Annotated in this window: 23 protein-coding genes and 1 pseudogene; 9 read left to right on the plus strand and 15 right to left on the minus strand. The window is 63.8% G+C overall.

The window, feature by feature from the left end:
- Positions 1 to 46 precede the first annotated feature (46 nt).
- Positions 47 to 964: an NAD(P)/FAD-dependent oxidoreductase gene (locus tag AB8Z38_RS35975; protein ID WP_369722268.1), complete on the plus strand. Its 918-nt coding sequence runs from the start codon at positions 47 to 49 to the stop codon at positions 962 to 964.
- A gap of 69 nt (positions 965 to 1,033) precedes the next feature.
- Here AB8Z38_RS35975 and AB8Z38_RS35980 read toward each other — a convergent pair whose 3' ends face one another.
- The 5 genes from AB8Z38_RS35980 to AB8Z38_RS36000 form a co-directional block, all read right to left on the minus strand.
- Positions 1,034 to 1,183 (minus strand): hypothetical protein, encoded by a 150-nt coding sequence (locus AB8Z38_RS35980; protein ID WP_369722270.1) that lies wholly within the window; start codon positions 1,181 to 1,183, stop codon positions 1,034 to 1,036.
- A gap of 201 nt (positions 1,184 to 1,384) precedes the next feature.
- Complete coding sequence (locus tag AB8Z38_RS35985; RefSeq protein WP_369722271.1) at positions 1,385 to 1,729, minus strand: response regulator; 345 nt, start codon at positions 1,727 to 1,729, stop codon at positions 1,385 to 1,387.
- Positions 1,730 to 1,763: 34 nt separating this feature from the next.
- A complete protein-coding gene (locus AB8Z38_RS35990) occupies positions 1,764 to 2,924 on the minus strand; it encodes a sensor histidine kinase (RefSeq protein ID WP_369722272.1) in 1,161 nt (386 codons plus the stop codon).
- 80 nt (positions 2,925 to 3,004) lie between these two features.
- The gene (locus AB8Z38_RS35995; RefSeq protein WP_369722273.1) at positions 3,005 to 4,912 is read right to left on the minus strand and encodes a CheR family methyltransferase; all 1,908 of its coding nucleotides are present in this window, start codon (positions 4,910 to 4,912) and stop codon (positions 3,005 to 3,007) included.
- Complete coding sequence (locus AB8Z38_RS36000) at positions 4,909 to 5,148, minus strand: type II toxin-antitoxin system ParD family antitoxin (RefSeq protein ID WP_148777175.1); 240 nt, start codon at positions 5,146 to 5,148, stop codon at positions 4,909 to 4,911. The genes AB8Z38_RS35995 and AB8Z38_RS36000 overlap by 4 nt, the downstream gene beginning before the upstream one ends.
- A 322-nt stretch (positions 5,149 to 5,470) precedes the next feature.
- On the opposite strand from AB8Z38_RS36000, the gene AB8Z38_RS36005 reads away from it, so the two are divergent.
- Entirely contained in the window at positions 5,471 to 5,869 is a 399-nt protein-coding gene (locus tag AB8Z38_RS36005) for a hypothetical protein (protein WP_369722274.1), read from the plus strand.
- A gap of 17 nt (positions 5,870 to 5,886) precedes the next feature.
- Here AB8Z38_RS36005 and AB8Z38_RS36010 read toward each other — a convergent pair whose 3' ends face one another.
- Positions 5,887 to 6,858 carry a Crp/Fnr family transcriptional regulator gene (locus AB8Z38_RS36010; RefSeq protein WP_369722275.1) on the minus strand — a complete coding sequence of 324 codons (972 nt, stop codon included), beginning with the start codon at positions 6,856 to 6,858 and terminating at the stop codon, positions 5,887 to 5,889.
- A 497-nt stretch (positions 6,859 to 7,355) separates the two neighbouring features.
- Here AB8Z38_RS36010 and AB8Z38_RS36015 point away from each other — a divergent pair.
- Together AB8Z38_RS36015 and AB8Z38_RS36020 are read left to right on the plus strand one after the other, a co-directional pair.
- A pseudogene (locus AB8Z38_RS36015) lies at positions 7,356 to 9,070 on the plus strand (SDR family oxidoreductase).
- Positions 9,071 to 9,175: 105 nt separating this feature from the next.
- Positions 9,176 to 10,486: a hypothetical protein gene (locus tag AB8Z38_RS36020; RefSeq protein WP_369722276.1), complete on the plus strand. Its 1,311-nt coding sequence runs from the start codon at positions 9,176 to 9,178 to the stop codon at positions 10,484 to 10,486.
- Positions 10,487 to 10,491: 5 nt separating this feature from the next.
- Here the strand turns inward: AB8Z38_RS36020 and AB8Z38_RS36025 are convergent, their stop codons facing one another.
- Positions 10,492 to 11,445, minus strand: a complete 954-nt coding sequence (locus AB8Z38_RS36025; protein WP_369722277.1) for a DUF305 domain-containing protein — start codon at positions 11,443 to 11,445, stop codon at positions 10,492 to 10,494.
- Between AB8Z38_RS36025 and AB8Z38_RS36030 the strand changes: the two genes are divergently transcribed.
- Positions 11,419 to 12,051: a hypothetical protein gene (locus tag AB8Z38_RS36030; RefSeq protein WP_369722278.1), complete on the plus strand. Its 633-nt coding sequence runs from the start codon at positions 11,419 to 11,421 to the stop codon at positions 12,049 to 12,051. The genes AB8Z38_RS36025 and AB8Z38_RS36030 overlap by 27 nt on opposite strands.
- A gap of 25 nt (positions 12,052 to 12,076) precedes the next feature.
- Here the strand turns inward: AB8Z38_RS36030 and AB8Z38_RS36035 are convergent, their stop codons facing one another.
- On the minus strand, positions 12,077 to 12,799 hold the full coding sequence (locus tag AB8Z38_RS36035) for a DUF72 domain-containing protein (protein WP_369722279.1): 723 nt from the start codon (positions 12,797 to 12,799) through the stop codon (positions 12,077 to 12,079).
- On the opposite strand from AB8Z38_RS36035, the gene AB8Z38_RS36040 reads away from it, so the two are divergent.
- A complete protein-coding gene (locus AB8Z38_RS36040; RefSeq protein ID WP_369722280.1) occupies positions 12,798 to 13,130 on the plus strand; it encodes a hypothetical protein in 333 nt (110 codons plus the stop codon). The two genes, AB8Z38_RS36035 and AB8Z38_RS36040, sit on opposite strands and share 2 nt — an antisense overlap.
- A gap of 18 nt (positions 13,131 to 13,148) precedes the next feature.
- On the opposite strand, the gene AB8Z38_RS36045 is transcribed toward AB8Z38_RS36040, so the two are convergent.
- The 6 genes from AB8Z38_RS36045 to AB8Z38_RS36070 form a co-directional block, all read right to left on the minus strand.
- The gene (locus AB8Z38_RS36045; protein ID WP_369722281.1) at positions 13,149 to 14,381 is read right to left on the minus strand and encodes a Zn-dependent hydrolase; all 1,233 of its coding nucleotides are present in this window, start codon (positions 14,379 to 14,381) and stop codon (positions 13,149 to 13,151) included.
- On the minus strand, positions 14,374 to 15,159 hold the full coding sequence (locus tag AB8Z38_RS36050; RefSeq protein ID WP_369722282.1) for an ABC transporter ATP-binding protein: 786 nt from the start codon (positions 15,157 to 15,159) through the stop codon (positions 14,374 to 14,376). Before AB8Z38_RS36050 ends, AB8Z38_RS36045 begins: the two co-directional genes overlap by 8 nt.
- Positions 15,156 to 15,929: an ABC transporter permease gene (locus tag AB8Z38_RS36055; RefSeq protein WP_369726694.1), complete on the minus strand. Its 774-nt coding sequence runs from the start codon at positions 15,927 to 15,929 to the stop codon at positions 15,156 to 15,158. The genes AB8Z38_RS36050 and AB8Z38_RS36055 overlap by 4 nt, the downstream gene beginning before the upstream one ends.
- 69 nt (positions 15,930 to 15,998) lie before the next feature.
- Positions 15,999 to 16,943, minus strand: coding sequence for an ABC transporter substrate-binding protein (locus AB8Z38_RS36060; RefSeq protein WP_369722284.1), 945 nt, complete (start codon positions 16,941 to 16,943; stop codon positions 15,999 to 16,001).
- A 106-nt stretch (positions 16,944 to 17,049) separates the two neighbouring features.
- Entirely contained in the window at positions 17,050 to 17,778 is a 729-nt protein-coding gene (hutC, locus tag AB8Z38_RS36065; RefSeq protein ID WP_369722285.1) for a histidine utilization repressor, read from the minus strand.
- A complete protein-coding gene (locus AB8Z38_RS36070) occupies positions 17,775 to 19,133 on the minus strand; it encodes a formimidoylglutamate deiminase (protein ID WP_369722286.1) in 1,359 nt (452 codons plus the stop codon). Before AB8Z38_RS36070 ends, hutC begins: the two co-directional genes overlap by 4 nt.
- Before the next feature lie 99 nt (positions 19,134 to 19,232).
- Between AB8Z38_RS36070 and hutI the strand changes: the two genes are divergently transcribed.
- The 3 genes from hutI to hutU are packed head-to-tail and all read left to right on the plus strand — an operon-like array spanning position 19,233 to position 23,702.
- Positions 19,233 to 20,447 carry an imidazolonepropionase gene (hutI, locus tag AB8Z38_RS36075; RefSeq protein ID WP_369722287.1) on the plus strand — a complete coding sequence of 405 codons (1,215 nt, stop codon included), beginning with the start codon at positions 19,233 to 19,235 and terminating at the stop codon, positions 20,445 to 20,447.
- Complete coding sequence (gene hutH, locus AB8Z38_RS36080; protein WP_369722288.1) at positions 20,444 to 22,003, plus strand: histidine ammonia-lyase; 1,560 nt, start codon at positions 20,444 to 20,446, stop codon at positions 22,001 to 22,003. Before hutI ends, hutH begins: the two co-directional genes overlap by 4 nt.
- Positions 22,004 to 22,031: 28 nt before the next feature.
- Entirely contained in the window at positions 22,032 to 23,702 is a 1,671-nt protein-coding gene (gene hutU / locus AB8Z38_RS36085; RefSeq protein ID WP_369722290.1) for a urocanate hydratase, read from the plus strand.
- Positions 23,703 to 23,766: 64 nt separating this feature from the next.
- On the opposite strand, the gene AB8Z38_RS36090 is transcribed toward hutU, so the two are convergent.
- On the minus strand, positions 23,767 to 24,684 hold the full coding sequence (locus AB8Z38_RS36090; RefSeq protein WP_369722291.1) for a hypothetical protein: 918 nt from the start codon (positions 24,682 to 24,684) through the stop codon (positions 23,767 to 23,769).
- Positions 24,685 to 24,811: the final 127 nt, after the last annotated feature.

The following is a 24,811-nucleotide window of genomic DNA, read 5'->3' on the forward strand; positions in this document are numbered from 1 at the left end:
ATGGCTCGCGCTGCGCGAGTTCGATCCCGAAGGCAGGTTCTCCGCGATGACGGGTCTCGATGAAACAAGCGCGGCGATGCCGCTTGATTGCCTGGTCATCGGCGGCGGGCCGGCCGGCTTAATGGCTGCGATCTATCTCGCACGCTTTCGGCGCCGCGTATGCGTCGTCGACGCCGGTGCAAGCCGCGCTGGCCTCATTCCGCGAAGCCATAATGTTCCCGGCTTTGCGCACGGCCTGTCCGGCAGCGAGTTGCTTGCACGGATGTCGGCGCAATTGGCCGAGCTTGGGGTGGCGCGAGTGAGCTCCGAGGTCAGCGATCTCGCGCCGGGCCCGGATGGGTTTCGCGCCGCATGGGCCGGAGGCGAGGCCGACACCAGGGCCATCGTGCTCGCCTGCGGGATCGTGGATAACCATCCGCCGTTCGAGCAATGGCGGACCGCGGTCGCGGACGGTCTTCTGCGCTACTGCCCGGTTTGCGACGCGTATGAAGCGATCGACCGCCGCATCGGTGTCGTCGGTCCGCCGGCTCACGCCGCAAGCAAGGCTCTGTTCCTGCGCGGTTACTCGCGCGACGTGACCCTGCTAGCGACCGAGCGTGCCGATGCCGACGCAAGAGCGCGACTGGCCGCGGCCGGGGTGGAGATCGTGGAGGCCGCCGATATGCAATTGAAGCGCCGGGGTCGCAGGCTCGAAGCCTGCTTCAACGGAGGCGACAGCGCGGAATTCGATGTCGTCTACCCCGCGATGGGAGCCGAGGTGCGCTCAGCGCTGGCGGTCTCGCTGGGCGCGGAACATACGTCGGATGGATATCTCAGGATCGATGATCATCAGCGCACGTCTGTCGCCGGCCTGTATGGCATCGGGGACGTGGTGACTGACCTGCATCAGATCTCCGTCGCGTTCGGCCACGCGGCGGTGGCTGCCTGTGCGATCAACAACAGCCTGCCACGACGTCTGGTGTAAGCCGGTCGACCCACAGCCGCTGCTCCGGAACGCGCGCGTGCTGCTGAAGCCAAGTCCTATCGCCAAGTCCTATCGCGAGGCGCGCTTCTGCGGATCATCGCGGCGCTGCGCCGCCTCCGTATTGGCGTCGAGTTGCGCACGCTCGCCTCTGCGCAACCGGCCGCTCTTCATGATGCCGTACAGGATCGCCCCGCCGAGAATGAAGGCGCCTATGAACATCAGCCAAACTGTCGTAGCCGAGAAATCTCCAAGAAGCATTCCGACGCCGCTATTGCCCATATCCGCTCCTCGCTCTGCCTTCCCAGGACGGAAAGTCGGGGCACGCGCCAAGGTTCCTCCGCCGCAGATATCGCCGACGAGGGCCGGTTGAGCAGGCGCCGTTCCCGCTGCGCACAGGCGCAGGAGGGCAAGGACGTCGCTTTAAGCCGCGCGATTGTTGAACAATGCACCAAACACTGAAAGCAGAGTGGCTTGGTCGAACGGCTTTTCACATCGCGGATGATCCCGGTAGCGACCCTCGAGCGCATCCCGGCCGTATCCGGTCGCAAACAGGAATGGAATGGAGCGCGCGACAAGCGCATCGGCGACCGGATAGGAGTTGCTGCCATGCAGATTGATGTCGAGGATGGCGCCGTCGAAGCTGCCGGGCTCGTTCTCGACCAAGGCAAGTGCTTCCTCCAGTGAACCGACCGGACCGACGACGTGGAAGTCCGCTTGCTCCAGGAAGTCGGTCAGAACCTGAGCGAGCAAATAGTCGTCCTCCACGACGAGAATCCTGCGGACTCGAAGGGTTGCAGCTTCACCCGTCACTCAATGCTCCCTGTCTTGCGGCGGCATCCGTCGCCGGGAGCGGCAATTCGATGCGGCAGAGAACCCCATCCTCGCCGAACGAAAGCTTGGTCTTGGCGCGCAAGGTGTACGCGAGCGCCCGCTCGATAAGGTCTCGTCCAAAGCCCTTGCGCGCCGGCTTCGAGAGCTTCGGGACTCCGGTTTCCTTCCAGTTCAGCAGCAGAGTCGGAATGCTCTCGCCGTTGGTCTGAATGCTCCAGCGGACCTCCAGTTTCCCTTGGCTCTCCCTGAGCGCCCCGTACTTGATGGCGTTCGTCGCAAGTTCGTGCAGGGCAAGTCCGAAGGTCTGGACCAGTTCGAATCCGAGGGCGACCGGCGGGCCGGACACCGATACCCTCTCGTCGGCCGCGCCGACGGCCTGCAATTCAAGTCGAATGATATCGCCAAGGTCGATGTGATCGTCCATCGATCCGCTGACAAGGCTCTGAACCCGGCCGAGCGCCGCAAGCCTGGTCAGGAAAGCTTCCAGCGAACCGCCCTTGCCGAGGGTCTGTTGAGCCAGTGACTGCACAACGGACAACAGGTTCCGGGTTCGGTGTTGAAGCTCGGCGATGAGAACCCGCTGCCGCGCCTCCGAGCGCGTCAGGCTGGTGACATCGATGAACGTGACGATCAAGCCTTCGATCTTGTGGCCGCCATCCCGATAGGGAGCCAGCCGCACCAAATAGTGAGGGCCTTGTCCTTCGCCACCGACCCGTCTCTCGATCGGCTCCGCGCTTGCAAACACCTTCGCAATGTCGTCTGCAAAGCCCGCAAGGCTCAGCTTGCTTGAAAGATCCGTGATCGGCCGTCCCTTATCGGTGGGAAGTATGTTGAAGACCTTCGTGACCGCCGGGGTGAAGCTGCGAATGACGAGGTTTCTATCGAGAAAAACCGTCGCGACGTCGGTACTTTCGAACAGATTCTGCAGATCGTTGTTGGCGCGGTCCAACGCGTCCACCTTGCCGTTGAGCTCGGCGTTGACGGTGTGAAGCTCTTCATTGACCGATTGCAATTCTTCCTTCGAAGCTTCGAGTTCCTCATTGGTTGACTGCATTTCCTCATTGACGGAGACGAGCTCTTCATTGGAGGACTTCAGCTCCTCGAGCGCCGTTTCGTACTCCTCGATCATGGACTGCAGGCGATCCCGGGTCTCGCGTAGCTCGCGCTCGGTATGTGCGGCCGCCCCGTCATGACTGACCCGAGCCCGGTTCAGCGCCTCCTCCCGGCTGAGCACAGGCCCCTGGTCGGAAAAAGAACCAGGTAGAGCGGTTCGCCTGCGGTCCGGTTGCCCAGCGGCTCGATCGTCACATCGACGATCTGGACGCCACCTTCCTCGCTGTCCAGCGAGATGCCGTTGCGCGCGGCCGTTCGTCCGGTCTCGACAGCTTCGCGGAACAGCGTTCGCAGGTCGAGCCGGAGGCTCTTGCGAGCCATCGTCAGCAGCTGCCGCGTCGGTGCCCCCGCCGGCGCTTCCAGATATTTGCCGGTCCGTGTCGAGTAGTAGACGACGTCGCCGTCGTGATTGACCACGACATGCGGAGGAGCGAAATGCTCGACGACCTGCTCCTCCACCGCCTGGCGCAGGGCAAGGCCGGCGAGCGGCTGCCGCCGCGCCACGAGCTCCGTACCCGGTCCCGGGCGCAGGCCCTGCAGCGCAATGGGAAGGCGTATTGGAGAGGCCGAATCGGCCCGCCGACGAAAAATCCGGTGTTTCTTCTCGACCGGCGCAAACAATTCGGCGAACTGGCTGACGTTCTCGGCCGAGCCGAGGAACAGGTAGCCTTCCGGACGCAATGCGTAATGGAAGGTCGGGATGACCTGGTTCTGCACGTCTGCCCCGAAGTAGATCAGCAGGTTGCGGCAGGACACCAGGTCGATGCGCGAGAAAGGCGGATCGCGAATGACGCTGTGCGGCGAAAAGATGCAGAGCTCGCGGACGTCCTTGGAGACGACGTAGCTGCCGCCATCCGACACAAAGAAGCGCTTGCGCCGCTCGGGCGATACGGTATCCAGCAAGGCACCGGGGTAGCGGGCTGCCCGCGCCACCGAAAGCGCGCGGTCGTCGATGTCGGTTGCAAAAATCTGCACCCGCGGTACGGCGGTCAATTGGTCCATATGCTCCCGCGTCAGGATCGCGATCGAGAACACTTCCTCTCCGGTGGCGCACCCCGGGACCCAGATTCGAACCGTGTCGTCGGCGCCGCGCCCCTCGAACAGCTTGGGAATGACTGACGCGGCGAGCGCCTCGAAGGCATCTTCGTCGCGGAAGAAGTTCGTGACGTTGATCAACAGATCGCGGAACAGGGCGCCGACTTCGGGAGGCTCCTGCCTCAGCCGCTCCACATAGGCCTCGACCGTCGTGAGTTGGGTCACCTGCATGCGGCGCTGGACGCGGCGGATGAACGTCTTGGTCTTGTAGCCGCTGAAGTCGTGGCCAATCTGATTGCGCAGGATCCCGTAGATTTCCGGCAGGGCCTGGCTGATCGTCAAATCATCTGCGCTGTCGGCCACGCCATTGACCATCTGTTCGAACAAATGGTTGGCCCGGACAAACTCGACCAGCTTCGTCCCCATGTCCTCGACCGGAATGGCGAAATCGATCAAGCCGGTCGAGATTGCAGCATCCGGCATATCCGGATGCTGGGGGCCGAAGCCGTCGCCGACCTGCGCAAAGGTAATCCCGCCGCGCTCCTTGATCGCCTTGACGCCAAGCGTGCCGTCGGAATCTCCTCCGGAGAGAATGACGCCACCGGAGAGCTCGCCGATATCGACCGCCAGCGCACTCATGAAGATGTCGATCGGCTTGCGCTCGCGGCGAGTATTGTTTTTGCGCAGGGTCAGCCGTCGGTTCTCGATACTAAGGATGGAATCCGCAGGCATCACATAGATGTTGTCGACCTCGACGGTCATGGCGTCGGCGGCGACCCGCACCGGCAGGTCCGTATAGCGGCTCACGATCTCATGAAGGAGACTTTCCCGGTCGGGACTGAGATGGGTCACGATGACCAGCGCGAGCCCCGGTTGTGGAGGCAGGCCGCGAAAGAATCCTTCCAGCGCTTCGATGCCGCCGGCTGACGCGCCAAGGCAGATGATGGGAAAGTCTGCTGTGTCGGTCACGATCGTGGACTCCGCGACCGTGCGGCAACGCCGTTAACCTTGGCTCCGGTAAGCGGTCGCTTGGTCAGGCCGGGCCAGGATGAAGGCTGCGATTGCGAAGCGTCTCTCTCCAGCAGGCGCAGTGCCGCCCTGACGACCTCGCTCGATGTCCGGAAACGGCCCGAGGCGACTTGTGCAGAGATGAAGTCGCAGAGTTCGCCCGTGAGGGACACGTTCAGGGTGTGCTTGCTGGGCATTTGCGGAGCTCCGCTGGGTGGCAACCTCTGCTACCCTCGCAGCAAACGAGCCCGTGTCAAGAACGGGATCGCCCCCTGGTAGGTTCCAAAGTCACGGTTCGTCGCGTACACCGCCGGGATCGTTCTGCGATGGAGCAAGACGAGCGAGCCAAGCGCCGGTCCGACGCCCGGCAGCGAGTATCGTCACGATATCTGTAAGTGGATAGGACGTATCGGCTCGGATCGGTGTATGATCTGCGGCAAATAGTTGAGAATGCCCAGGCACGACCAGCCGGTGACGGCGTTGTCGGCAGATTGATGCCTCTGAGGAAAGGACGCCGCGATGCCGCGTTTCTTTTTCGACTTCAGTTCGGGCGGCACGGTTGTTGCCGATGATGTCGGGACGGAATTTCCCTCGCTCGAGGAGGCGTATCTCGACGCGTGCCAGTCCGCCCTGGAGATATCTTTCGAGAAGCTTCGCATCCGCCGCGATCCCAACCTCGATTCGGTCGAAATCCTGGACGCCCGACGCCAACCCTTGATGCAAGTGCCGTTCTCGGATGTGCTTCGTCCGAAGCCTTCGTCGTCGCCTGCCAGACAAGGTCAATGCACCGAGATCGCCAGCTCCTACCAGCAGCAATTGACCCGCGGCAAACGCCTCAAGGCCGAAATCCGCGAAGAGCTGAGAAAAATGCAGACGACATTCGGCGCCATCCGCGCCAACCTTGAACGTCTCAAATAAGGAGACCGATCTCGAGACTAGCTGCGGGCACCATCACTCGAATCCAGCGCCTGCACCGGGTCGAGATACTCTGGGTCGAATTCGGCGGCCTCATACAGCCCTTCTCTGTCGACGATGGTGAGCCGGCCCCGGCTGAGGTCGACCAGTCTCCGGTTGCGGAGCTGTTGCAAGACCCTGTTCACATGGACGGTCGACAACCCCAGAATGTCGCCGAGTTCACGCTGCGTCAGGGGGAATTCGAAATCCTCGGAGCCGCTCCTGCCGGCCAGTGAACGACAGGCGATTTCGCACAGGAGATGAGCTAGGCGTGCCTCAGCCGGCTTGCGGCCTAGCCAGATCAGCCACTCCCGCTGGATCGCCGCCTTCCACGACGTTTCGCGCCATAGCGCCCGCATGATCGTGGGTCGCTGTTCCAGGAGCGGATACAATTCGGCGCCTGCAATCGACAAAACCAGCGCGGGCGAGAAGGTGCTGATCGAATTGCCGCAGCGACCGAGCACGAAATCTCCCGGATTGAGAGGATCGCCGGGCAGGAAAATGGAGACGATCTGCTGGCTGCCGTCTTCCAGGGTGCGGGTGGCGCGAGCCGCGCCGCTGCACAGCAGGAGCAAGGGGGCGGATTCGGATCCTTCTTCGACGATCAGTTCGCCCTTGGCGAAGTTTCGCGCCTGCGCAATCGAAAGCAGCGCCTGCTGATCCGCAACCGACAGCACCATTCGGAGCGCGAACGTCGTGAGCAAGGGGGTCAGATTGGGTGCGATCGGTTGTGCGGCTATCGTGGGCGCCATCTGGGCACCTCTTTGTGCAGAGGATGCTGGGGTGAGCTCCATCCAGGCCCGCAATTCGGCATAGAACTCCAGCAGGCTCGCCTCGTTCAGCAGCAGTGTTCTGAGGTGGCCTTCCTTGGACACGGCCATGGCCCGCCGTTCGGATGCGAGCTGTTGAAGCTCGCCGACAGTTCGGCCCTGTATGGTCAGGCGATGCAGCATGCCCGGGTGCCCTCTGCACTTAGAACGAAGTACAGCTTTACCGGTTCCCTGCAAGTTCCAACTTCCTTTCCGGGGTTCCCCAGGTCTCGGTGGAGTTCGGGAACTTTCAATTCCGCCGACAATTGTCGCCGCAAAATCAATGGGAAATGACCTGTGCGGCGGACAGTTTGGAGCGGCATCCTGACCGCGTCTGTGGCGGTTGACTCAATCACATCTGCTTCAGCCCACGGGGCGGCGGGGAGCCAGCCGCGGTTCGGACAGAGCGGGAGGAGGAACCGCCAGCGCAGCGGCCCTATCGGTGGGACGGTGACCCTCGGCCGGTCGAAGGAGAGGGATGCGGGTTCTAAGAACCATAGACCCGATTGCCGGTTGAGCCTCGATACCCGATCGATGTGGAGCAGCATATGCGCGAGAACGTCCAGCATGACGGCCTGACACAGGTTTCGAACGATATCTGGATATTCGATGCTGCACCGATTCAGGCCGCGGGTCTTCCGATGCCGCTGCGCATGACCGTCGTAAGACTCTCGAGCGGCGATCTGCTGCTGCATTCTCCCGTAAAATATTCACCGACGCTGCGCGCGCAGCTGGAGCGCCTGGGGACGATAAAATACCTGCTTGCGCCCAACGTCGCGCACTGGATGTTCTTGCGCGACTGGCAAACTGCTGTGCCCCACGTGGTCACGTTCGCTGTGCCGGGCCTGGCGAGCCGCAATCAGGTTCGTCGGTCCGGCGTTCGCATCGACCGCGAGCTCGGCGATGGAACTCCAGGTGAATGGGCAAACGACGTCGAGACTGTTCTGGTAAGGGCCCCGTTGTTCTGCGAGGCCGAGCTGTTCGACAAGCGCAGTCGAACGTTGATCCTGACGGACATCGTGCAGAACATTGATCCCGGCATGTTTCCGGGTGCGTCGAGACCTGTCGCCGGCCTGCTTGGCGTCACAAAGCCGGGCGGAATGGCTCCGGTCTACCTGCGCCTTCTGCTGCGCCTTGGTGGTCGTTCTGTCCAAGCGGCGGCACTGAGAATGGTCAGCTTCGTGCCGGAGCAGGTGATCTTCGCGCACGGCGACTGGTTCGACAGCCGGGGAACGGAGCGTCTGCGCCACTCGCTGCGCTGGCTGCTTCCCCAAAGCGGTTCAGGACGCGTGGCCGGACAAAAGGAAATGGCGGGAACACGCGTCGTCATCACCGGAGCCTCCAGCGGCATCGGGCGCGCGGCGGCGCTGGCCTTTGCCGAGAAGGGCGCGACTGTGGTCCTCGCCGCCCGACGTGCAGATGTGCTCGAACGGCTCGCATCGGAATGCGAATCCGTTGGTGGTCGTGCGCTTGCGGTGCCAACCGACGTGACCGAGGCGCAAGCCGTCAAGCGCCTCGCCGACAAGGCGGATCAATCCTTTGGCGGGATCGACGTTTGGATCAACAATGCCGGCACCGGCGTCTTTGGCGCCTATCAGGACGCCGACATCGCGTTGCATCGCAGAACTGTCGAGGTCAATCTGTTCGGCACCATGAACGGAGCGCACGCGGCTTTGCCGATTTTCCTGCGCCAGAATCGGGGATCCTGATCAACAATATTTCTCTCGGTGGCTGGGCGCCGATGCCGTTCGCTGCGGCCTACACGGCCAGCAAGTTCGGCCTGCGCGGCTTCACGTCGAGCTTGCGGCAGGAACTCGCGGCACACCGGGACATCCATGTGTGCGGCGTGTTCCCTGCGATGGTGGACACGCCCGGTTTCGTCCACGGCGCGAACATGTCGGGCCGCAGACTGGATCCGGGTCCGCTGCTCTACCAACCGGAGGACGTTGCCGAGACCTTCCTGAGCCTGGTGCGTCAACCCCGAAGCGAGATCGCGGTGGGTTGGCCGGCACGGGCGGGCCAGGTCGCGTTTGCGCTCGCGCCCCGTCCGACCGAGCTTCTTATGGGTTTCGCGTTTCGCCGGCTGTTGTCGCGGGCGCGTCCGGCAGAGAAGACCAAGGGGACGATGCTGGAGGCGGGGCCCCAAGGGAGGTCCGCCGATGGCGGCTGGCTCGCGCGCAAAGGACTTCCGCCCGCGGCCGAGATCAGCAAGCTCATGGTGTGGATCGGCGTTGCGACCCTGGTGCTGGTGTCGGCCTCGCGTGCGGCGGCCGTGCCGAAGCGGCGCGAAGTCCGGACATCGCCGAGCAGGTTGAAGCGCGGAAACAGCAATCTAACGAGCCATCGAAGCCGATAACGGAGTCGAACGTCACAACCGTCCGACCAGCGATCTCAGCCGCTGTCCCGGCGCAGGATCCAAATCCGATCGTCCGCGTTGTCTTCGCGCGGTCAGGGATCGGTCATGGAAACGCTCGAGACTTACCTCGACAGGAAGTACGAGGAGCTCGAGCTATTGAACGGCGCGCTCAAGAAGCCATTGACCGTTCGCCGCCCGGAATCGGTCGCCGAGGTGATCGAGCGCAAATTCCACCTCGCCGCAGCGCTAAAAGCCGAGCATGCTCTCAACGGATGGGCGTCGACTGAAACGGCTTGGGCCCAGCCGGACCGGCGGCGGTGCGGGCCGTTCGAATTCAGCTACGACTATCAGCGTGCAGACCTCGACGTCATTGGTCCGTCATTCTACCGGCTTGAGGATGCGGACGTTGACGCGTGCATTTACACCTCGTCCGGCATGGCGGCGATCTCAGCGCTGTTGCTGGCCTCCGCCCGCGTCGTGGGTGAAGCGGAATTGCTGCTGTTGCCGGGATCTTACGGCGAAACGGTGGAGCTCATCGACCTTCATGCCCGGCATCTGAGGCCTCTGGTGCTGGATAAGCCGCTCGGCGAAGCGGTGTTGCCGGCTCGCCGAGCCAGGATGCTGCTGCTCGATTCCTGCGCGGCGGCCGAGGACTTTGCCGCGACGCTGCGGTGCGCCAAGCCCGGGCTGGATCTGGTGATCTTTGATACCACCTGCTTCTCAAGCGGATCGGGGCGTATCCGCCGGGTGATTGACTGGACGCGACGTCATCGGATTCCCATTGTCCTCGTCCGCAGCCACACCAAGCTGGATTCTCTCGGGCTGGAATATGGCCGTCTCGGCTCTGCCGCGTTTGTTCGCGGCGGTCCGGCGGATACCACCGGGCGCGTCTCTGTGCGCAACCTGATTGGCGAGACGCGCGTTGCCGTCAGACTATTCGGAGGCGCGGCGCTGCCCGCGCACTTTCCGCCTTATGCGGGCAGCCGCGCTTATCGAAGTCTGACCGACAGGCGTATTGCGGCTATGTTGCAGAACAGCCGGCGCACGGCGCGTTGCTTTGCCGGGGAGCTTGCTTGCGGCTCTGCGGTACTGCATTTCGCCCACGGATTGTACGTCACGCTTGCCCCGGCAAGAGCGCTGGATGAAGCGCAGGCCAGGCGGCTCGCTGCGGAGTTGAGCCACGACCTGACCAAGGTCGGGCTGCCGCTGCGTCATGCGGGGAGCTTTGGCTTCGACTTCGGCGCCACCGAATGGAGCTACGACAGGAGGCACGAACGCCACGTCGTGAGGATTGCGGTGCCGGATCTGCCAACGGCACTCTGGGACGAGGTCGCCCTCGCCGCAGCAAACTGGTGGCGAGCCGCGCAGGCGCCAAAGCGCGCGTGTGCCGATAAAAATGTCATTTTGTTTCAATGACTTGGCTACTGTGCATGGGGTTGTTTTCGCGCTTTTTGTTCAAGATTGTTCGCAAGCATGTTGCGCATCGCCCTGCGCACCGCGTCGATGCCCTCGACGTTGTTCATCAGGGCGATCTCGCCCTGCTGCTCGTGACGTATGGCGTGCGCCATCAGGCGCAGCCGCGGGTCGCCGGCCGAATGCCATTCGGCGTCCGCCATTTCGACCGCGCCCGCATGATGCAGGCTCATCAAACGGACAAAGACCGCGTCAAATTCGCGACCCGTTGCTTTGGTTGCTTCTGCCATCTGCGACGGCGTCAAATATCCCGCCATCGCCACACGTTCTTCGCTTGTGCAAACCGGCATCGGCTCGGTGAACCAGCCGTCCCACCAGCGCGTGAAAATGCGGTTCTCTCCCGATTGCGATGCGACCATCAGAGCCGCCAAGGCGCGCAAATGCGGTGCCTGCGCTCTCGCGACGGCGAGCTGCGCAAGTTCGATGCCCTGCTGATGATGCGTCGTCATGTGGCGCATGTATTGCTGGTCGTCGTCGGCGTTGCCGCTCATGAGAGGCAAGGGAAGCGCGAGCGCGTCGGCAAGGCCGAGCGTCGCCGACATAGCCAGCACGCAGCCAGCGCCCACTGCCCAGCGCTGCGCGAAGCGCACGGCGCTGGTCGACGGCGCTTGGCCGGCCGGCCAGCGCAGCCAGGCGAACAGGGGATACAGCAGGGCGGACGAGAGATGCACCAGCAGGCCGATCCAATAGGGCTGCTGCAAGGTGAAGATCGGTTGCCAGAACGGAAGCAGCGGGACGAGCACGAACCATTCGGTCGCGGAGGTCAAAATGGCCCAGGGCACGGCCAGGCCGGCGATGGCTGCGGGATGCAGCTTCTCGGTCCATCGGCCCAGCAGGCCAAAGAACACCAGCGCCCACGAAAAGTCCGCCCATTGATGAAAGGCGACGCCGATGGCGACCACGCTCGCGGTGGGATCGGTGGACAGCATCGCGTCGCGGGCGGGTATCGCTGCGACCGTCATCCAATCGACAAGCGGATCACGGCCAAGCTGGGCCGCTGTCACCTGGCTGAGCAGCGTCGAGAAGGTGCTGCTGACGAGGCCGAGTTGGGCTGCCGCCAGCCAGCGCGACTTGCCGGGTTTAGGAAGGTCGGAATTTCTCACAGCGCGATGATGTACGCGGCGGCGCCGATGAGAACGGCGAGACCGATAAGCATAATGGCGAGAAACAGCTTTCCCACGACGCGCTCCATGCCTCCCAAGCGTGCAATGGATGGCGCCGTGATCCGTTCCATCATAACCGAACCTCGGTCAGCGGCTGGAACGAAAGATGTCGCCCGGTTTTCATTCTACGGCCGGCCGGTGTGGCGGACACGGTGGCTCAAAGAGGAAACCACGATGCTTGAAGAGAAGCTCAAGGAAGCAATTGTCGATGAGCTGAAGCGTCAGGCCGCGAACAGCCCGCAAACTCTCAAGGTCGAAGGCTCGGAAGAGCTGATCGTCAACGGCAAGATCGACCTGTCGGAGCTCGTGATGGTGATCGCAGGTTCTGTCGCTGGCGGTCCGTGATGTTTCGCGCGCTTGCCGCAAGTGCCTAGAGCAGTTCCTTCAGCCGCGCGGCATCAGCCGGAGCCGCGCTCTTCTGGTCGTTGTCGAAATAAACGTAGACGTCGCAGCCCTGCCGCTTCCAGGACCTGATGCGTCTGGCCCATTCTTCAAGCACCGCCGGCCCGTAATGACCGTGATAGCGGCCGCTTGGTCCGTGGCCCCGAATGTAGACGAAATCCGCTGTTCGCTTCCACGGCGCCGGTGCATCGTGGTGATCCGAAAGACAGAGCGAGATGTTCGCCTTTCTCAATATTTTCAAGATGTCCGGGTGATACCAGCTAGGATGCCGAAACTCGAAGCTGTAACGCGGTTTGCGCGACAGCAGTTTGAGGAAGGAACTGAGCCGATCTGCGTCTGCCTCGAATCGCGGCGGAAGCTGGAACAGGATCGGACCGGCCTTGTGACCCAACAGCGAACGGCGTTCTTCCAGCAATTCGAGACTGTTCGTTGATCTGTCGGATAGCCGCTTCCAATGCGTGATGAACTTGGAAGCCTTCCACGCGAAGACAAAATCCTTGCCGGTTTGTTCGCGCCAGCCGTTTACAGCATCCGGCGTCGGTGTCCGATAAAACACACCGTTGAGCTCGGTCGTATCAAACTGACTGGCGTAGTAACAAAGCTGCTGCTTGATCGGTAGGTCCTTGGGAAAGAAAGGCCCTCGCCAAGACGCATAATGCCAACCCGACGTACCGATATGGACGCGTGCCATGTGGAATTTCAACTCGACTCAGGAAACCTCAACGGTGTCCGTCACCGCTCGTTCCCGCGGGCGGGGATTTTGGAACATCCGTTTATGGCGCCGGTTATTCGATGACCTCGCATGGGCAACACGCGATGGGCTTTGCCGCGTCGCAAACCCCGGAGCTCCGATGTACGCATTGTTCGAAGGCGACAGACAAATCGGTGCTGCATTTCCGACGGAAAAGGAAGTGTGGGAGGCAGCGCTGATCGAAGGGCTTGTCACCGACGTTCCCGTCGCTGACGAGGAAGACGGCCAGATCCTGCCAAACGGGTATCACGTCAAACGGGTCGAGCCGTGACGGCCGCGGCACGTCGTTCTAGCCGCCGAGGATACGCCGGCACGCGTCGACGAAAACCTGCGCGCCCGTGACAATATCAGCGTCGGCGGTGTTTTCGGTCCAGTGGTGGCTGATGCCGCCGATCGAGGGCACGAACAGCATGCCTGCAGGCATGATGGTGGCGAGCATCTGCGCGTCATGGCCGGCGCCACTGGGCATGCGGAGCGATCGCCCACCGGCCAAGGCCTTGCTGGCGGCCTCGATGGCATCCTGAAAGCCGGCATTCATCATGGCAGGAGCGCCGGTGCGAATCCGCTCCAGGCTCACGGTGCAGGGGCCCCGCGCGTTGACCTCGTCCGTCATGCTCCGCAGCAAATCCTCAAGCCGCGCAATCACGGCCGGATCGTCGTCGCGGATCTGGAACAGCATCTCGGCTGCGCCGGGAATGATGCTCGGTGCGCCTGGATCCAGCGTGATGCGGCCCGTGGTCCAGACCGTGCGCGGTCCGCACGCGCCTGGGAAGCGTTCGTCGATCGCCACGCAGAACTTTGCCAGTGCCAGTCCCGCATCCTTTCGCGCGGCCATGCGGGTGGTGCCGGCATGGTTCTGTTCGCCGACGAAATTGATCTGGTACTGCCAGATGCCCACAATGGACGTCACAACGCCAATCGCGAGATGGCCGCTTTCGAGCGTGTCGCCCTGCTCGATATGCGCCTCAAGATATCCGACGTGGCGCCCTGGTTCGGCGGCGACGCGCGGCCGTCCGGCGAGCCCCATCTCGGCGAGCGCATCGCGCATGCTGCGGCCGCCGGTGCGATCGCGCGCGGCGTCGATTTCGGCCTCGGTCACTTGCCCGACATAGGAGCGCGAGCCGAGGAAATGTCCGAAATGTCCTTCCTCGTCGCACCAGACAGCAATTTCGACGGCGCCTTGCAGCGAAGCATCGCTATTGAGCACGCGCGCAGCTTCGAGCGCGTAAATCACGCCAAGCGGGCCATCAAGCCAGCCCGCGTAGTTCTGGCTTTCCAGATGTGAGCCCGCGAGCAGCTTCGGCCCGGGTTTTGCGCTGCTGCCGAAGACGTTGCCGATGCCGTCGACGGCGGCGGTGAGGCCGGCATCCGGCAGCTTATGCACCAGCCACTCCAGCGACCGCTTGTGCGGCTCGGAGAAGGTCGGCTTGTGCACGCCGGTCTTGTAGGTACCGATGGCGCGCAGCGCATTGAGATCGGCGAGAACCCGCTCGCCGTTGGCGAGACTGTGATGGTCAGGCATGTTCGGCAACCTTCAGCGCCTCGGTGCGGATTTCCTCGACCAGCCGCTCCTTGAGCTGGACGAACTCGGGCGTGGTCTTGATTTTGTAGGAGCGCGGATGCGGCAGATCCACCGCGATCTCGGCCTTGATGCGGCCGGGACGCGCGCTCATGACGACGACGCGGCTGCCGAGGAAGATCGCTTCCTCGATGTCGTGGGTCACGAAGAGCACGGTCTTCTGGTCCCGCTCCCAGATCCCGAGTAGCATTTCCTGCATCAAGGCGCGGGTCTGGTTGTCCAGCGCGCCGAAGGGCTCGTCGAGCAGCAGTATCTTCGGATCGTTCGCCAACGCGCGGGCGATCGCTGTGCGCTGCTGCATCCCGCCGGAAAGTTGTTTCGGCCAGTGGTTCTCGAAGCCGGACAATCCGACCTGGCGGATCAAGGTATCGGCGATCTTGTTCCGCTCGCCTTGCGACACGCCGCGCTCGCGCAGGCCGAAGGCGATGTTTTCGCGCACCGTCAGCCAAGGAAACAGCGTGTAGGACTGGAACACCATGCCGCGATCGGCGCCGGGGCCGGTTACCTCGCGGCCGTCGAGGGTGACGCGCCCGCCGGTTGGGCGATCGAGGCCCGCGACGATGCGGAGCAACGTGGACTTGCCGCAGCCGGAGGGGCCGAGGATGGTGACAAAATCGTTGTTGCCGATCACGAGATCGGTGGGCTCTAGCGCTTTGGTGAGTGGGCTGCCGTGGCGGGCGGGGAAGGTCCGCGAGACCTTTTCGATCTTCAGGATCGTCATGCGAGCTTCCACGGAAAAAGCCAGGCATTAAACGCCTTGAACAGGAAATCGGAGACGAGGCCGATCAGCCCGATCACGATGATGCCGAAGATGATCTGGCCGGTATTGAGCAGCGCCTGGCTGTCGGTGATCATGTGGCCGATGCCCGATGACGACCCGATCAGTTCCGCGACGATGACATAGGTCCAGGCCCAGCCGAGCACCAGTCGCAGGATTTCCGCGATCTCGGGCGCTGAGGAGGGCAGCAGCACACGGCGGATGATGCCGCGGTCGCTGGCGCCGAGCGTATAAGCCGCCTCGACCAGATCGCGCCTTGTGGCGCCGACGGTCACCGCGATCATCAGGATGACCTGGAACACCGAGCCGATGAAGATGACGAGCAGCTTTTGCAGTTCGCCGATGCCGGCCCACAGGATCAGTAGCGGAATGAAGGCGGAGGCGGGCAGGTAGCGCGCGAACGACACGAAAGGTTCGAGGAACGCTTCGATCGGCTTATAGGCGCCCATCAGCACCCCAAGCGGCACCGCGATGATGGCGGCCAGCACAAAGCCGCCGACGACCCGCCAGACCGTCATACCGATGTCGAACACGAAGCCCTGCTTGGTGAGCAGGTCAAAGCCTTCCTGCACCATGGTCAGCGGGTTGGCGAGGAACGTCTTCGACACATGGCCGCCGAACGTTGCCCAGGACCAGAGGAGGACGAACAGCACGAAGAAGGCGAGGCCATAGGCCGCGCGTTGCTTCGATGTCACGGGATCCAGGGGACGCATCAAACGATATATCCGGACAATTGTCCATCACTCCCCCGCCCTGCGGCGGGACCAGGAGTCGTATGGAAATTACTTGATGTAGCTCGCGTCGAAGAGATCCTCGACTTTCGGCGCGGCCTTGATGATGCCGATTTCGAGCAGCAGATCCGCGGCATCCTTGTTGAAGGCGAGGAAATCGCCTGCGAAGAACTTCTGGTTCGCGGCCTTGTCCTGCCAGCGCAGGTACTTTGCCGAGTTGCCGAATTGCTCGCCGGTCTGCTTCACGTCGGCGCCCATGATCTCGTAGGCCTTGGCCTGGTCTTTGGCGATCATGTCGAGCGCCTCGAAATAGCTGTCGGCGAGCGCTTGCGCGGCCTTCGGGTTTTCGCTCAGGAACTTTGGCGTGCAGCCAAAAGTATCCATCACGATCGGATAGTCGAGCGTGGTCGCGATGATCTTGCCTTTGTCGGGGGCGGCGCGCACGGTCGACAGATACGGCTCATAGGTCATCGCGGCATCGTTCTGGCCGGACACGAACGCCTGCGCTGCCGCTGCCGGCTCCAAATTCACCACCGTGACGTCCTTCACCGTGAGGCCGTTTTTCTTGAGCATCCAGGCCAGTGCGAAATAGGGCGAGGTGCCCGGCGCAGACGCCGCGACCGTCTTGCCCTTCAGTTCCTTGATTGCGGTGACGTCGTTGCGCACGGCCATGCCGTCGGCGCCAAAGCTCTTGTCGAGCTGGAAGATCTGCTTGGTTGCGACGCCATTGGCGTTCCACGAGATCCAGGTCTCGACCGTGGTTGCTGCGCACTGGACGTCGCCCGAGGCGATCGCGAGGTGGCGGTCCTTCTGCGGGATCTTCTTGATCGCGACGTCGAGGCCGTTCTTTTTGAAGATGCCGGTTTCCTTCGCGAGCGTCAGCGGCGCAAAGCCGGTCCATCCGGAGATGCCGATTCCGACCTTGACGTCGTCGGCGAGCGCCGGAGTGGAGGCCGCCAGCGCAACGATGGTCGCAAATACTTTCGAACTACGCATGATTGTCGTCCTCTTGCCGATCGATGGATTGACGTCCTGTTGATTTCTGTCGGTCCGCAAGGACCACTGCCCGAAGCGTTGCACAAAATGTGCCGACATTGTTCTCTCAGCCTCCCTTGAATCGGGCGACAAGGCGGTGAGAGTCACCGGGATAGAGCAGCCGCACCGCGGTAATCGTGCGCGCGCTGCGCCAAGTATAGCGATCGACCACCAGGCATGGTGCACCCACGGCGATCTCGAGCGCTTCCGCCGCGCGATCATCCGCGACAATGGCGCTGATCGTGTGCTCCGCTTCTGTCCATGGGACATGATGAAGCAGCCAGGAGCCGGGCGGCTCGCGCGCGAAATCCGCGGTCGCGGCGTCGGGCACGGACGACAGATCGATCAGCCTGTCCTCGACGGCAAACGGCACGTTGTCGGCGCTGTGGCGGCAGGCGATCGCGACGACCTTGCCGGCTTTCTTGACACCCAAACGGCCGCGGTCGGCGACCGTCGCCGCGCGTACCTTACGATGGATCAACTCGTAGCCATAGCTGCGACCGAGGGCGGTGATCTCGGCGCGGATATCGGCGATCTTGAGAACCGCTGATTGGTGTTGTGGCCGGCGCACGAACGAGCCGGCGCGCCGCCGCCGTTCGATCAGATCGGCCTGAGCGAGTTCCGACAGCGCCTTGTTCACTGTCATCCGCGAGCAGCCGTAGCGCGCCACCAATTCGTGTTCGAAGGGTATCCGATGCCCCGGCGGCCATTCGCCGGTCAAGATCCGCTTCTCGATATCGGCGCGGATCCGCTTGTAGAGCGTCGGCTGGTCGACTGCTTCGGTGGCGAGGCTCATGCAACGAGCCTCCGCACCGACGCGTTGAAGTTTTCGCGTGCCGACCGACGCAATTTATGCCGGCCGCCCTCGACCACCTTGTTGCCGCCGGCCCAGACGCAATCGATCGCGCCGCTGCCCGCGGCAAAGATCCAGCCGTCGATGACAGCATCACGCGAACGCCCGGCCAGCGACGGATGCGCCGTATCGAGCGTCACGATATCGCCACGTCCGCCCGGCGTAAGGCCAACGGTCGGCCTCCCCAGTGCCCGCGCACCGCCCGCGAGCGCATGGTCGAACAATGCGCGCCCGGTCGACGCGCCGGCGCCGCCGGAGAGCACGTTGCGCTCACGATGCTTCAGGCGCTGGCCATATTCGAGCTGGCGCAGCTCGTCCGCGACCCCGACCAGCACGTTGGAATCGGTGCCGATGCCAAAGGCGCCGCCGGCACCGACGAATTCCCGGGCCGGGAAAGTCCCGTCGCCAAGGCTCGCTTCGGTGACGGGACAGAGGCCCGCGACCGCGCCGGTCCTGGCGAATGCGGCCAGTTCGTCGTTCGTCGTATGGGTCGCGTGAATGAGGCACCAGCGCTGATCGACGGGGGCGTGTTCCAGCAGCCATTGCACCGGTCGCCGTCCCGACCAGGCCTGGCAATCCTCGACTTCCTTGACCTGCTCGGCGGCATGGATATGCACCGGGCCGCCGTCCGCGAGCGGAATGATGGCCGCGAGCTCGTCCGGCGTCACGGCACGCAAGCTGTGCGGCGCGATGCCGATATTGGCGCCCGGCAATTTGCTGATGGCCTTGCGCGAAGCGGCCATCAACTTGGCGAATTGATCGACCGAGCAGATGAAGCGGCGCTGTCCGGCATGCGGCGCGGCGCCGCCGAAGCCGGCATGCGCATAAAAGCTCGGCAACAGCGTGAGGCCAATGCCGGAATCCTGGGCCGCTTGCGCGATGCGCGCGGCCATCTCGGCGAGATCGGCGTAGGGCGAGCCATCACGATCGTGGTGCAGATAGTGGAATTCGCCGACGTGGGTAAAACCCTGCTCGAGCATCTCGACGTAAAGCAGCGTTGCGACGGCCGCGACGTCATCCGGCGTCATCGCGAGCGCAAAACGATACATCGTCTCGCGCCAGGTCCAGAACGTATCCGTGCTGTCACCGCGCAATTCCGCCAGCCCCGCCATGCCGCGCTGGAATGCGTGGCTGTGCAGGCTTGCAAGTCCTGGAAGCGCTATACTGTGGCGTTCGTCGCCGGCGGCTGGCGCCACATTCGGCGTCACGGCGGCGATCGCGCCGGCGGTGACGACCACCTGCACGTCAGTGGCCCAGCCCGAGGGCAGGAGCGCGGAGGCGAAATGCAGTCGTGTCATGTTTACACGCCGGCTGGACAGAACCAGGCCACGATTATATGTCTAGACATATAAGTCAAGCACCCCAGGACGAAGCCGTATCCGCGAAGGGACATCCGCATGGCAGAGCGCTTCGACCGGATCTGGCACAACGCCCGGCTCGTCACGATGCGCGCCGACCGTCCGGACCTCGGCGAGATCGAGCATGGTGTGATCGCGACGCGTGGCGGCCGCATCGTCTATGCCGGCGCGGAGACGGATTTTCCGGCCGACGCAGACGCCATCAAGCGGATCGATTGCGAAGGGCGCTGGATCACGCCCGGCCTCGTCGACTGCCACACCCATCTCGTCCATGGCGGCAATCGCGCGCACGAGTTCGAGCTGCGCCTGAAGGGCGCAAGCTACGAGGAGATCGCGCGCGCCGGCGGCGGCATCGTTTCAACGGTGGCCGCGACGCGCAAGGCGAGCGAGGCCGAGCTCGTCGCAACTGCGCTGCCGCGGCTCGACGCGCTGATCGGCGAGGGCGCAACCACAATCGAGATCAAGTCCGGCTATGGCCTCGATACCGAGACCGAGATGAAGCAGCTTGCGGCTGCGCGCAGCCTTGGCCGGATGCGGCCGGTCGCGATCCGCACCTCCTTTCTCGGCGCGCATGCGTTGCCGCCCGAAGCCGAGGGCGACAAGGATCGCTACGTCGATCTCGTCTGCAAGGAGATGCTGCCGGCCGTTGCAAAAGCTGGCCTGGCCGATGCCGTCGACGCTTTCATGGAGGGCATCGCGTTCTCAGCCGAGCAGACCGCGCGGGTGTTCGAGGCTGCCAAGGCGCTCGGGCTGCCGGTCAAGCTCCATGCCGATCAATTGTCAAACCTCGGCGGCGCGGCGCTCGCAGCGAAATTCTCCGCACTCTCGGCCGATCATCTCGAGCATAGCGACGAGGCTGGCGCGGCCGCGATGGCGAAAGTCGGGACGGTGGCCGTGCTGCTGCCCGGCGCGTTCTATTTCATTCGCGAGACCAAGACGCCGCCGGTCGAGGTGTTCCGCAACCAGGGCGTCCACATGGCGCTCGCGACCGACTGCAATCCCGGCAGCTCGCCGCTGACCTCGCTGCTGCTCGCCATGAACATGGGTGCGACCTTGTTCCGGATGACGGTGGCCGAATGCCTTGCCGGCGCCACCCGCGAAGGCGCGCGCGCACTCGGCCTGCTGGAGGAGACCGGCACGTTAGAGGCCGGCAAATGGTGCGACCTCGCGATCTGGGACATCGAGCGTCCCGCCGAGCTCGTCTACCGCGTCGGCTTCAATCCGCTGCATCGGCGCGTCTGGAGGGGACAGTGACGGAGCCGGGCGCAGCGATCGTCGTCAGACCGGGGTCGGTCAGCCTCGACGATCTCGCGCGCGTGCTCGCGGGCGCTCCTGTTGCGCTTGATCCATCGTTCTGGCCCCGCGTCGAGGCAGCCGCGGAGATCGTCGCGAAAGCCGCGCGCGCGGACGCGCCGGTCTACGGCATCAATACCGGCTTTGGAAAGCTGGCGTCGAAACGCATTCCGCCGGATCAGACCGCGGTGCTCCAGCGCAACCTCATCGTCTCGCATTGCTGCGGCGTCGGCCCGGCGACGCCCGAGGCGATCGTGCGGCTGATGATCGCGCTGAAAATCATCTCGCTCGGGCGCGGCGCCTCCGGCGTGCGCCGCGAGGTGATCGAGCAATTGCAGGCGATGCTGGCGCTGCGCGTCTATCCGCTGGTGCCACAGCAAGGATCGGTCGGCGCCTCCGGAGATCTCGCGCCGCTCGCGCACATGACGGCAGTGATGATCGGAGAGGGGCAGGCGATCGTCGACGGCAAGCCCGTATCGGGCAGCGAAGGGCTCGCAGCCGCTGGCCTCGTGCCGCTGACATTGGGCCCCAAGGAGGGGCTCGCGCTGATCAACGGCACGCAGTTCTCGACCGCCTACGCCATGTCCGGCGTGCTGCGCGCATTTCGCCTGGCCCGCGCCGCGCTCGTGACCGGCGCGCTATCGGTCGATGCAGCGATGGCGTCGACGGCGCCATTCCGTCCCGAAATTCAAGCATTGCGTGGTCATCCAGGGCAGATCGCCGCGGCTGCGGCGCTGACGGCGCTGCTCGAGGGCAGCGACATCAGGCTGTCGCATCTCGAGGGCGACGAGCGCGTGCAGGATCCCTATTGCCTGCGTTGCCAGCCGCAGGTCGCGGGCGCCGCGCTAGACTTGATCAGGCAGGCGGCGCGAACCCTCATCGTAGAGGCCAATGCCGTCACCGACAATCCACTGGTTCTGGTCGAGACCGGCGAGATCGTCTCCGGCGGCAATTTCCACGCCGAACCCGTGGCCTTCGCGGCCGACGCCATCGCGCTCGCATTGTCAGAGATCGGCGCGATCAGCGAGCGGCGCATCGCGACGCTGGTCGATCCCGCGCTCAATTTCGGCCTGCCGCCGTTCCTGACGCCCGATCCCGGCATCAATTCCGGCTTCATGATCGCCGAGGTGACGGCGGCCGCGCTCTATGCCGAGAACAAGCAGCGTGCGGCGGCCTGCTCGATCGACTCGACGCCCACCAGCGCCAACCAGGAAGACCATGTCTCGATGGCCGCGCATGCCGCGCGGCGCTTGTCCGATATGGCGGACAATCTCGCCGCCATCCTCGGGATCGAGCTGTTGGTCGCGGCGCAAGGCATCACGCTGCGCGCGCCGCATGCGACCAGCGCGCCGCTCGTCGCAGTCATCGCCGCGTTGCGCGAACAGGTGGCCGCGCTCGGCGCCGACCGCTACATGGCCGGCGATCTCGCCAAGGCGGCCGCGCTGATCGAAGCGGACGCGCTTCCGACCGTGGCCATCGACGCGCTTTCAACCGATCCGTTTCCGAGACTTGACTGAACGAGTAGCTGGCTAAAGAGGCTTTCGCATGAACCGCCGACTGGACAATGACCGCATCATTCGCGCCCCGCGTGGTAGCGAAATCAGCGCCAAAAGCTGGTTGACGGAAGCGCCGCTCCGTATGCTCATGAACAATCTCGATCCGGAGGTGGCAGAGCGCCCAAGCGAACTCGTGGTCTATGGCGGCATCGGCCGCGCCGCGCGCGACTGGGAGAGCTTTGACCGGATCGTTGCCTCGCTGCGCACGCTCGAAGGCGACCAGACCTTGCTGGTCCAGTCCGGCAAACCGGTCGGCGTGTTCCGCACCCATGCGGACGCGCCGCGCGTGCTGATCGCGAATTCCAACCTCGTGCCGCACTGGGCGACGCTCGACCATTTCAACGAGCTCGATCGCAAGGGCCTGATGATGTACGGCCAGATGACCGCCGGCTCCTGGATCTATATCGGCAGCCAGGGCATCGTGCAGGGCACTTACGAAACCTTCGTCGAAGTCGGGCGCCGGCATTTTGGCGGCAGCCTCGCGGGCAAATGGATTCTCACCGCCGGTCTCGGTGGCATGGGTGGTGCGCAGCCGCTGGCCGCGACCATGGCGGGCGCCTCGATGCTCGCTGTCGAATGCCAGCCGAGCCGGATCGAGATGCGGCTGCGCACAGGTTATCTTGATCGGCAGGCGGCGACGCTCGACGAAGCGCTTGCGATGATGGAAGAGGCCTCCAAGACCCAGAAGGCAGTCTCGGTCGGCCTGCTCGGTAATGCGGCCGAGATCTTTCCGGAGCTGGTGCGCCGCGGCGTTAAGCCCGACATCGTCACCGACCAGACCAGTGCCCATGATCCGATCAACGGCTATCTGCCGAAGGGCTGGACGCTCGCCGAATGGGAGACGAAACGCGCGGCCGATCCGAAGGCGGTCGAACGCGCCTCGAAGACCTCGATGGTTGATCACGTCCAGGCCATGCTGGATTTCCACGCGTGGGGAATCCCGACACTCGATTACGGCAACAATATTCGCCAGATGGCGAAGGACATGGGCCTGAACAACGCGTTCGATTTCCCCGGCTTCGTTCCTGCCTATATCCGTCCGTTGTTCTGTCGTGGCGTTGGACCGTTCCGCTGGGCCGCGCTCTCGGGCGATCCCGAAGACATCTTCAGGACCGATGCCAAGGTTAAGGAGCTGATGCCGCACGACAAGCATCTGCACAAGTGGTTGGACATGGCCAGGGCGCGCATCAAATTCCAGGGCTTGCCGGCGCGAATCTGCTGGGTCGGCCTCGGCGATCGCCATCGGCTTGGTCTTGCGTTCAACGACATGGTCGCGCGCGGTGAATTGAAAGCCCCTATCGTGATCGGCCGTGATCATCTCGACAGCGGCTCGGTGGCGAGCCCCAACCGCGAGACCGAGGCAATGCGTGACGGTTCCGACGCGGTGTCCGACTGGCCGTTGCTCAACGCTCTCCTGAACTGCGCGAGCGGCGCGACCTGGGTGTCGCTGCATCACGGCGGCGGCGTCGGCATCGGATATTCGCAGCATGCCGGCATGGTGATCGTCGCCGACGGTACGCCGGACGCGGCGCGTCGGATCGAGCGGGTGCTCTGGAACGATCCGGCGACTGGCGTGATGCGCCATGCCGACGCGGGTTACGACACCGCGATCGAATGTGCCAATGCCAACGGGCTCGATCTGCCAAGCCTTTCGAAGTAGCTCTGCCCAGTAAGTGTGAGGGCGCCGCGAGGTGCTTGCGTCCGATTGACCAACGGGCAGACGATCAGGCGAGAGCGGCCTGGCGTTCCCGCACCGGCTCGCGGACCCGGCCGGAGGTCTGTGGTTCGGCGAGCCGGGTGAAGCTGCGTTTGTCTGCGTGTGCTGGCGCTTCGACGATGACGCCTTCGCAGACAATCTGGCCGCCGAGCATTTTGAATTCCAGCTTGTCGTAGCGCGGTAAGTTTTCGCCGGGCGCCGGCGGCAGCAGTTCGACGCGGCCCTGGATATTCAGCGTAGCGTCACCGGTGCCGTGGAGCCGTGGATTCCACATTCTGATCCCGGTCTCAGCCCAGCGCTGCCGGATCAGCGTGGTACGATCGACGGCGTCCGCGACTCTTGCGCGAGCCTTCGGAGCGCCGCCGATCTCAGGAGCAGGCGACACCAGCACGGGAGATACAACAACAGGCTGAGGCTCGATGCTCGTCGGGACTGCGAGGGAGTCCGCCAAACAGGCCGGAGCCGTCTCGACCTCGACAGGCGAGACGAAGGCGTCGTTCGCAACCACGGGCTCGACGTGCGTCGGAAGTTCGGAAGAGGCATCGGCAGCGATGATGAGTTCCGCGATCACGGCCGGCTCGTCGTCGACGTCAGACGAGACCGAAGCCTCTGCTTCCACGATCGACTCGATGTCCAGGAGTGCCATATCAGATGGATCGTCGCCGACCTGGCTATCGGACGGCGCGGCCGATGGGCTCTCCGCGATGACAGAGAGGTTCGAGTGATCCTCTGTGACCACGTTGCCGGCGCCGTGCAACGCCTCGGTGCTGATGCTGGTCTCGAGAGCCAGAGCGGCGTTCGCAATTTCGACGATCACGGCCGGCTGCTCGTCGGCGACGACCGGTGCCACGTCAATGCTGCCGCTGTGCGGCAAGGGCCGAAGCCGGGTGAACGCCCATTTCACCGCGGGAATGCGGCGCAGCAACGATATTAATCTCGAAAGCACTGGGAGTTGTCCACGTGATACTCAGCTTGAGGCCATCGCTGATTCGCCAGCAATGCAAAAACTGCCCCGGTCGTCACATCGCTGTCAATGTAGGTGGGACCAATTG

Source organism: Bradyrhizobium sp. LLZ17 (genome assembly GCF_041200145.1).
GTDB lineage: Bacteria > Pseudomonadota > Alphaproteobacteria > Rhizobiales > Xanthobacteraceae > Bradyrhizobium.

Bases quoted from the DNA above. Each gene is read 5' to 3' on its own strand.
- AB8Z38_RS36030 (WP_369722278.1), top strand. From the start codon at position 11,419: ATGAAAGGCGACGCCGATGGCGACCACGCTCGCGGTGGGATCGGTGGA.
- AB8Z38_RS36000 (WP_148777175.1), bottom strand. From the start codon at position 5,148: ATGCCCAGCAAGCACACCCTGAACGTGTCCCTCACGGGCGAACTCTGC.
- AB8Z38_RS36050 (WP_369722282.1), bottom strand. From the start codon at position 15,159: ATGACGATCCTGAAGATCGAAAAGGTCTCGCGGACCTTCCCCGCCCGC.
- AB8Z38_RS36070 (WP_369722286.1), bottom strand. From the start codon at position 19,133: ATGACACGACTGCATTTCGCCTCCGCGCTCCTGCCCTCGGGCTGGGCC.
- AB8Z38_RS36055 (WP_369726694.1), bottom strand. From the start codon at position 15,929: ATGCGTCCCCTGGATCCCGTGACATCGAAGCAACGCGCGGCCTATGGC.
- AB8Z38_RS36040 (WP_369722280.1), top strand. From the start codon at position 12,798: ATGTGGAATTTCAACTCGACTCAGGAAACCTCAACGGTGTCCGTCACC.
- AB8Z38_RS35975 (WP_369722268.1), top strand. From the start codon at position 47: ATGACGGGTCTCGATGAAACAAGCGCGGCGATGCCGCTTGATTGCCTG.
- hutC (WP_369722285.1), bottom strand. From the start codon at position 17,778: ATGAGCCTCGCCACCGAAGCAGTCGACCAGCCGACGCTCTACAAGCGG.
- AB8Z38_RS36035 (WP_369722279.1), bottom strand. From the start codon at position 12,799: ATGGCACGCGTCCATATCGGTACGTCGGGTTGGCATTATGCGTCTTGG.
- hutI (WP_369722287.1), top strand. From the start codon at position 19,233: ATGGCAGAGCGCTTCGACCGGATCTGGCACAACGCCCGGCTCGTCACG.
- AB8Z38_RS35990 (WP_369722272.1), bottom strand. From the start codon at position 2,924: ATGATCGAGGAGTACGAAACGGCGCTCGAGGAGCTGAAGTCCTCCAAT.
- AB8Z38_RS36060 (WP_369722284.1), bottom strand. From the start codon at position 16,943: ATGCGTAGTTCGAAAGTATTTGCGACCATCGTTGCGCTGGCGGCCTCC.
- AB8Z38_RS35980 (WP_369722270.1), bottom strand. From the start codon at position 1,183: ATGTTCATAGGCGCCTTCATTCTCGGCGGGGCGATCCTGTACGGCATC.
- AB8Z38_RS36045 (WP_369722281.1), bottom strand. From the start codon at position 14,381: ATGCCTGACCATCACAGTCTCGCCAACGGCGAGCGGGTTCTCGCCGAT.
- AB8Z38_RS36005 (WP_369722274.1), top strand. From the start codon at position 5,471: ATGCCGCGTTTCTTTTTCGACTTCAGTTCGGGCGGCACGGTTGTTGCC.
- hutU (WP_369722290.1), top strand. From the start codon at position 22,032: ATGAACCGCCGACTGGACAATGACCGCATCATTCGCGCCCCGCGTGGT.
- AB8Z38_RS36010 (WP_369722275.1), bottom strand. From the start codon at position 6,858: ATGCTGCATCGCCTGACCATACAGGGCCGAACTGTCGGCGAGCTTCAA.
- AB8Z38_RS36020 (WP_369722276.1), top strand. From the start codon at position 9,176: ATGGAAACGCTCGAGACTTACCTCGACAGGAAGTACGAGGAGCTCGAG.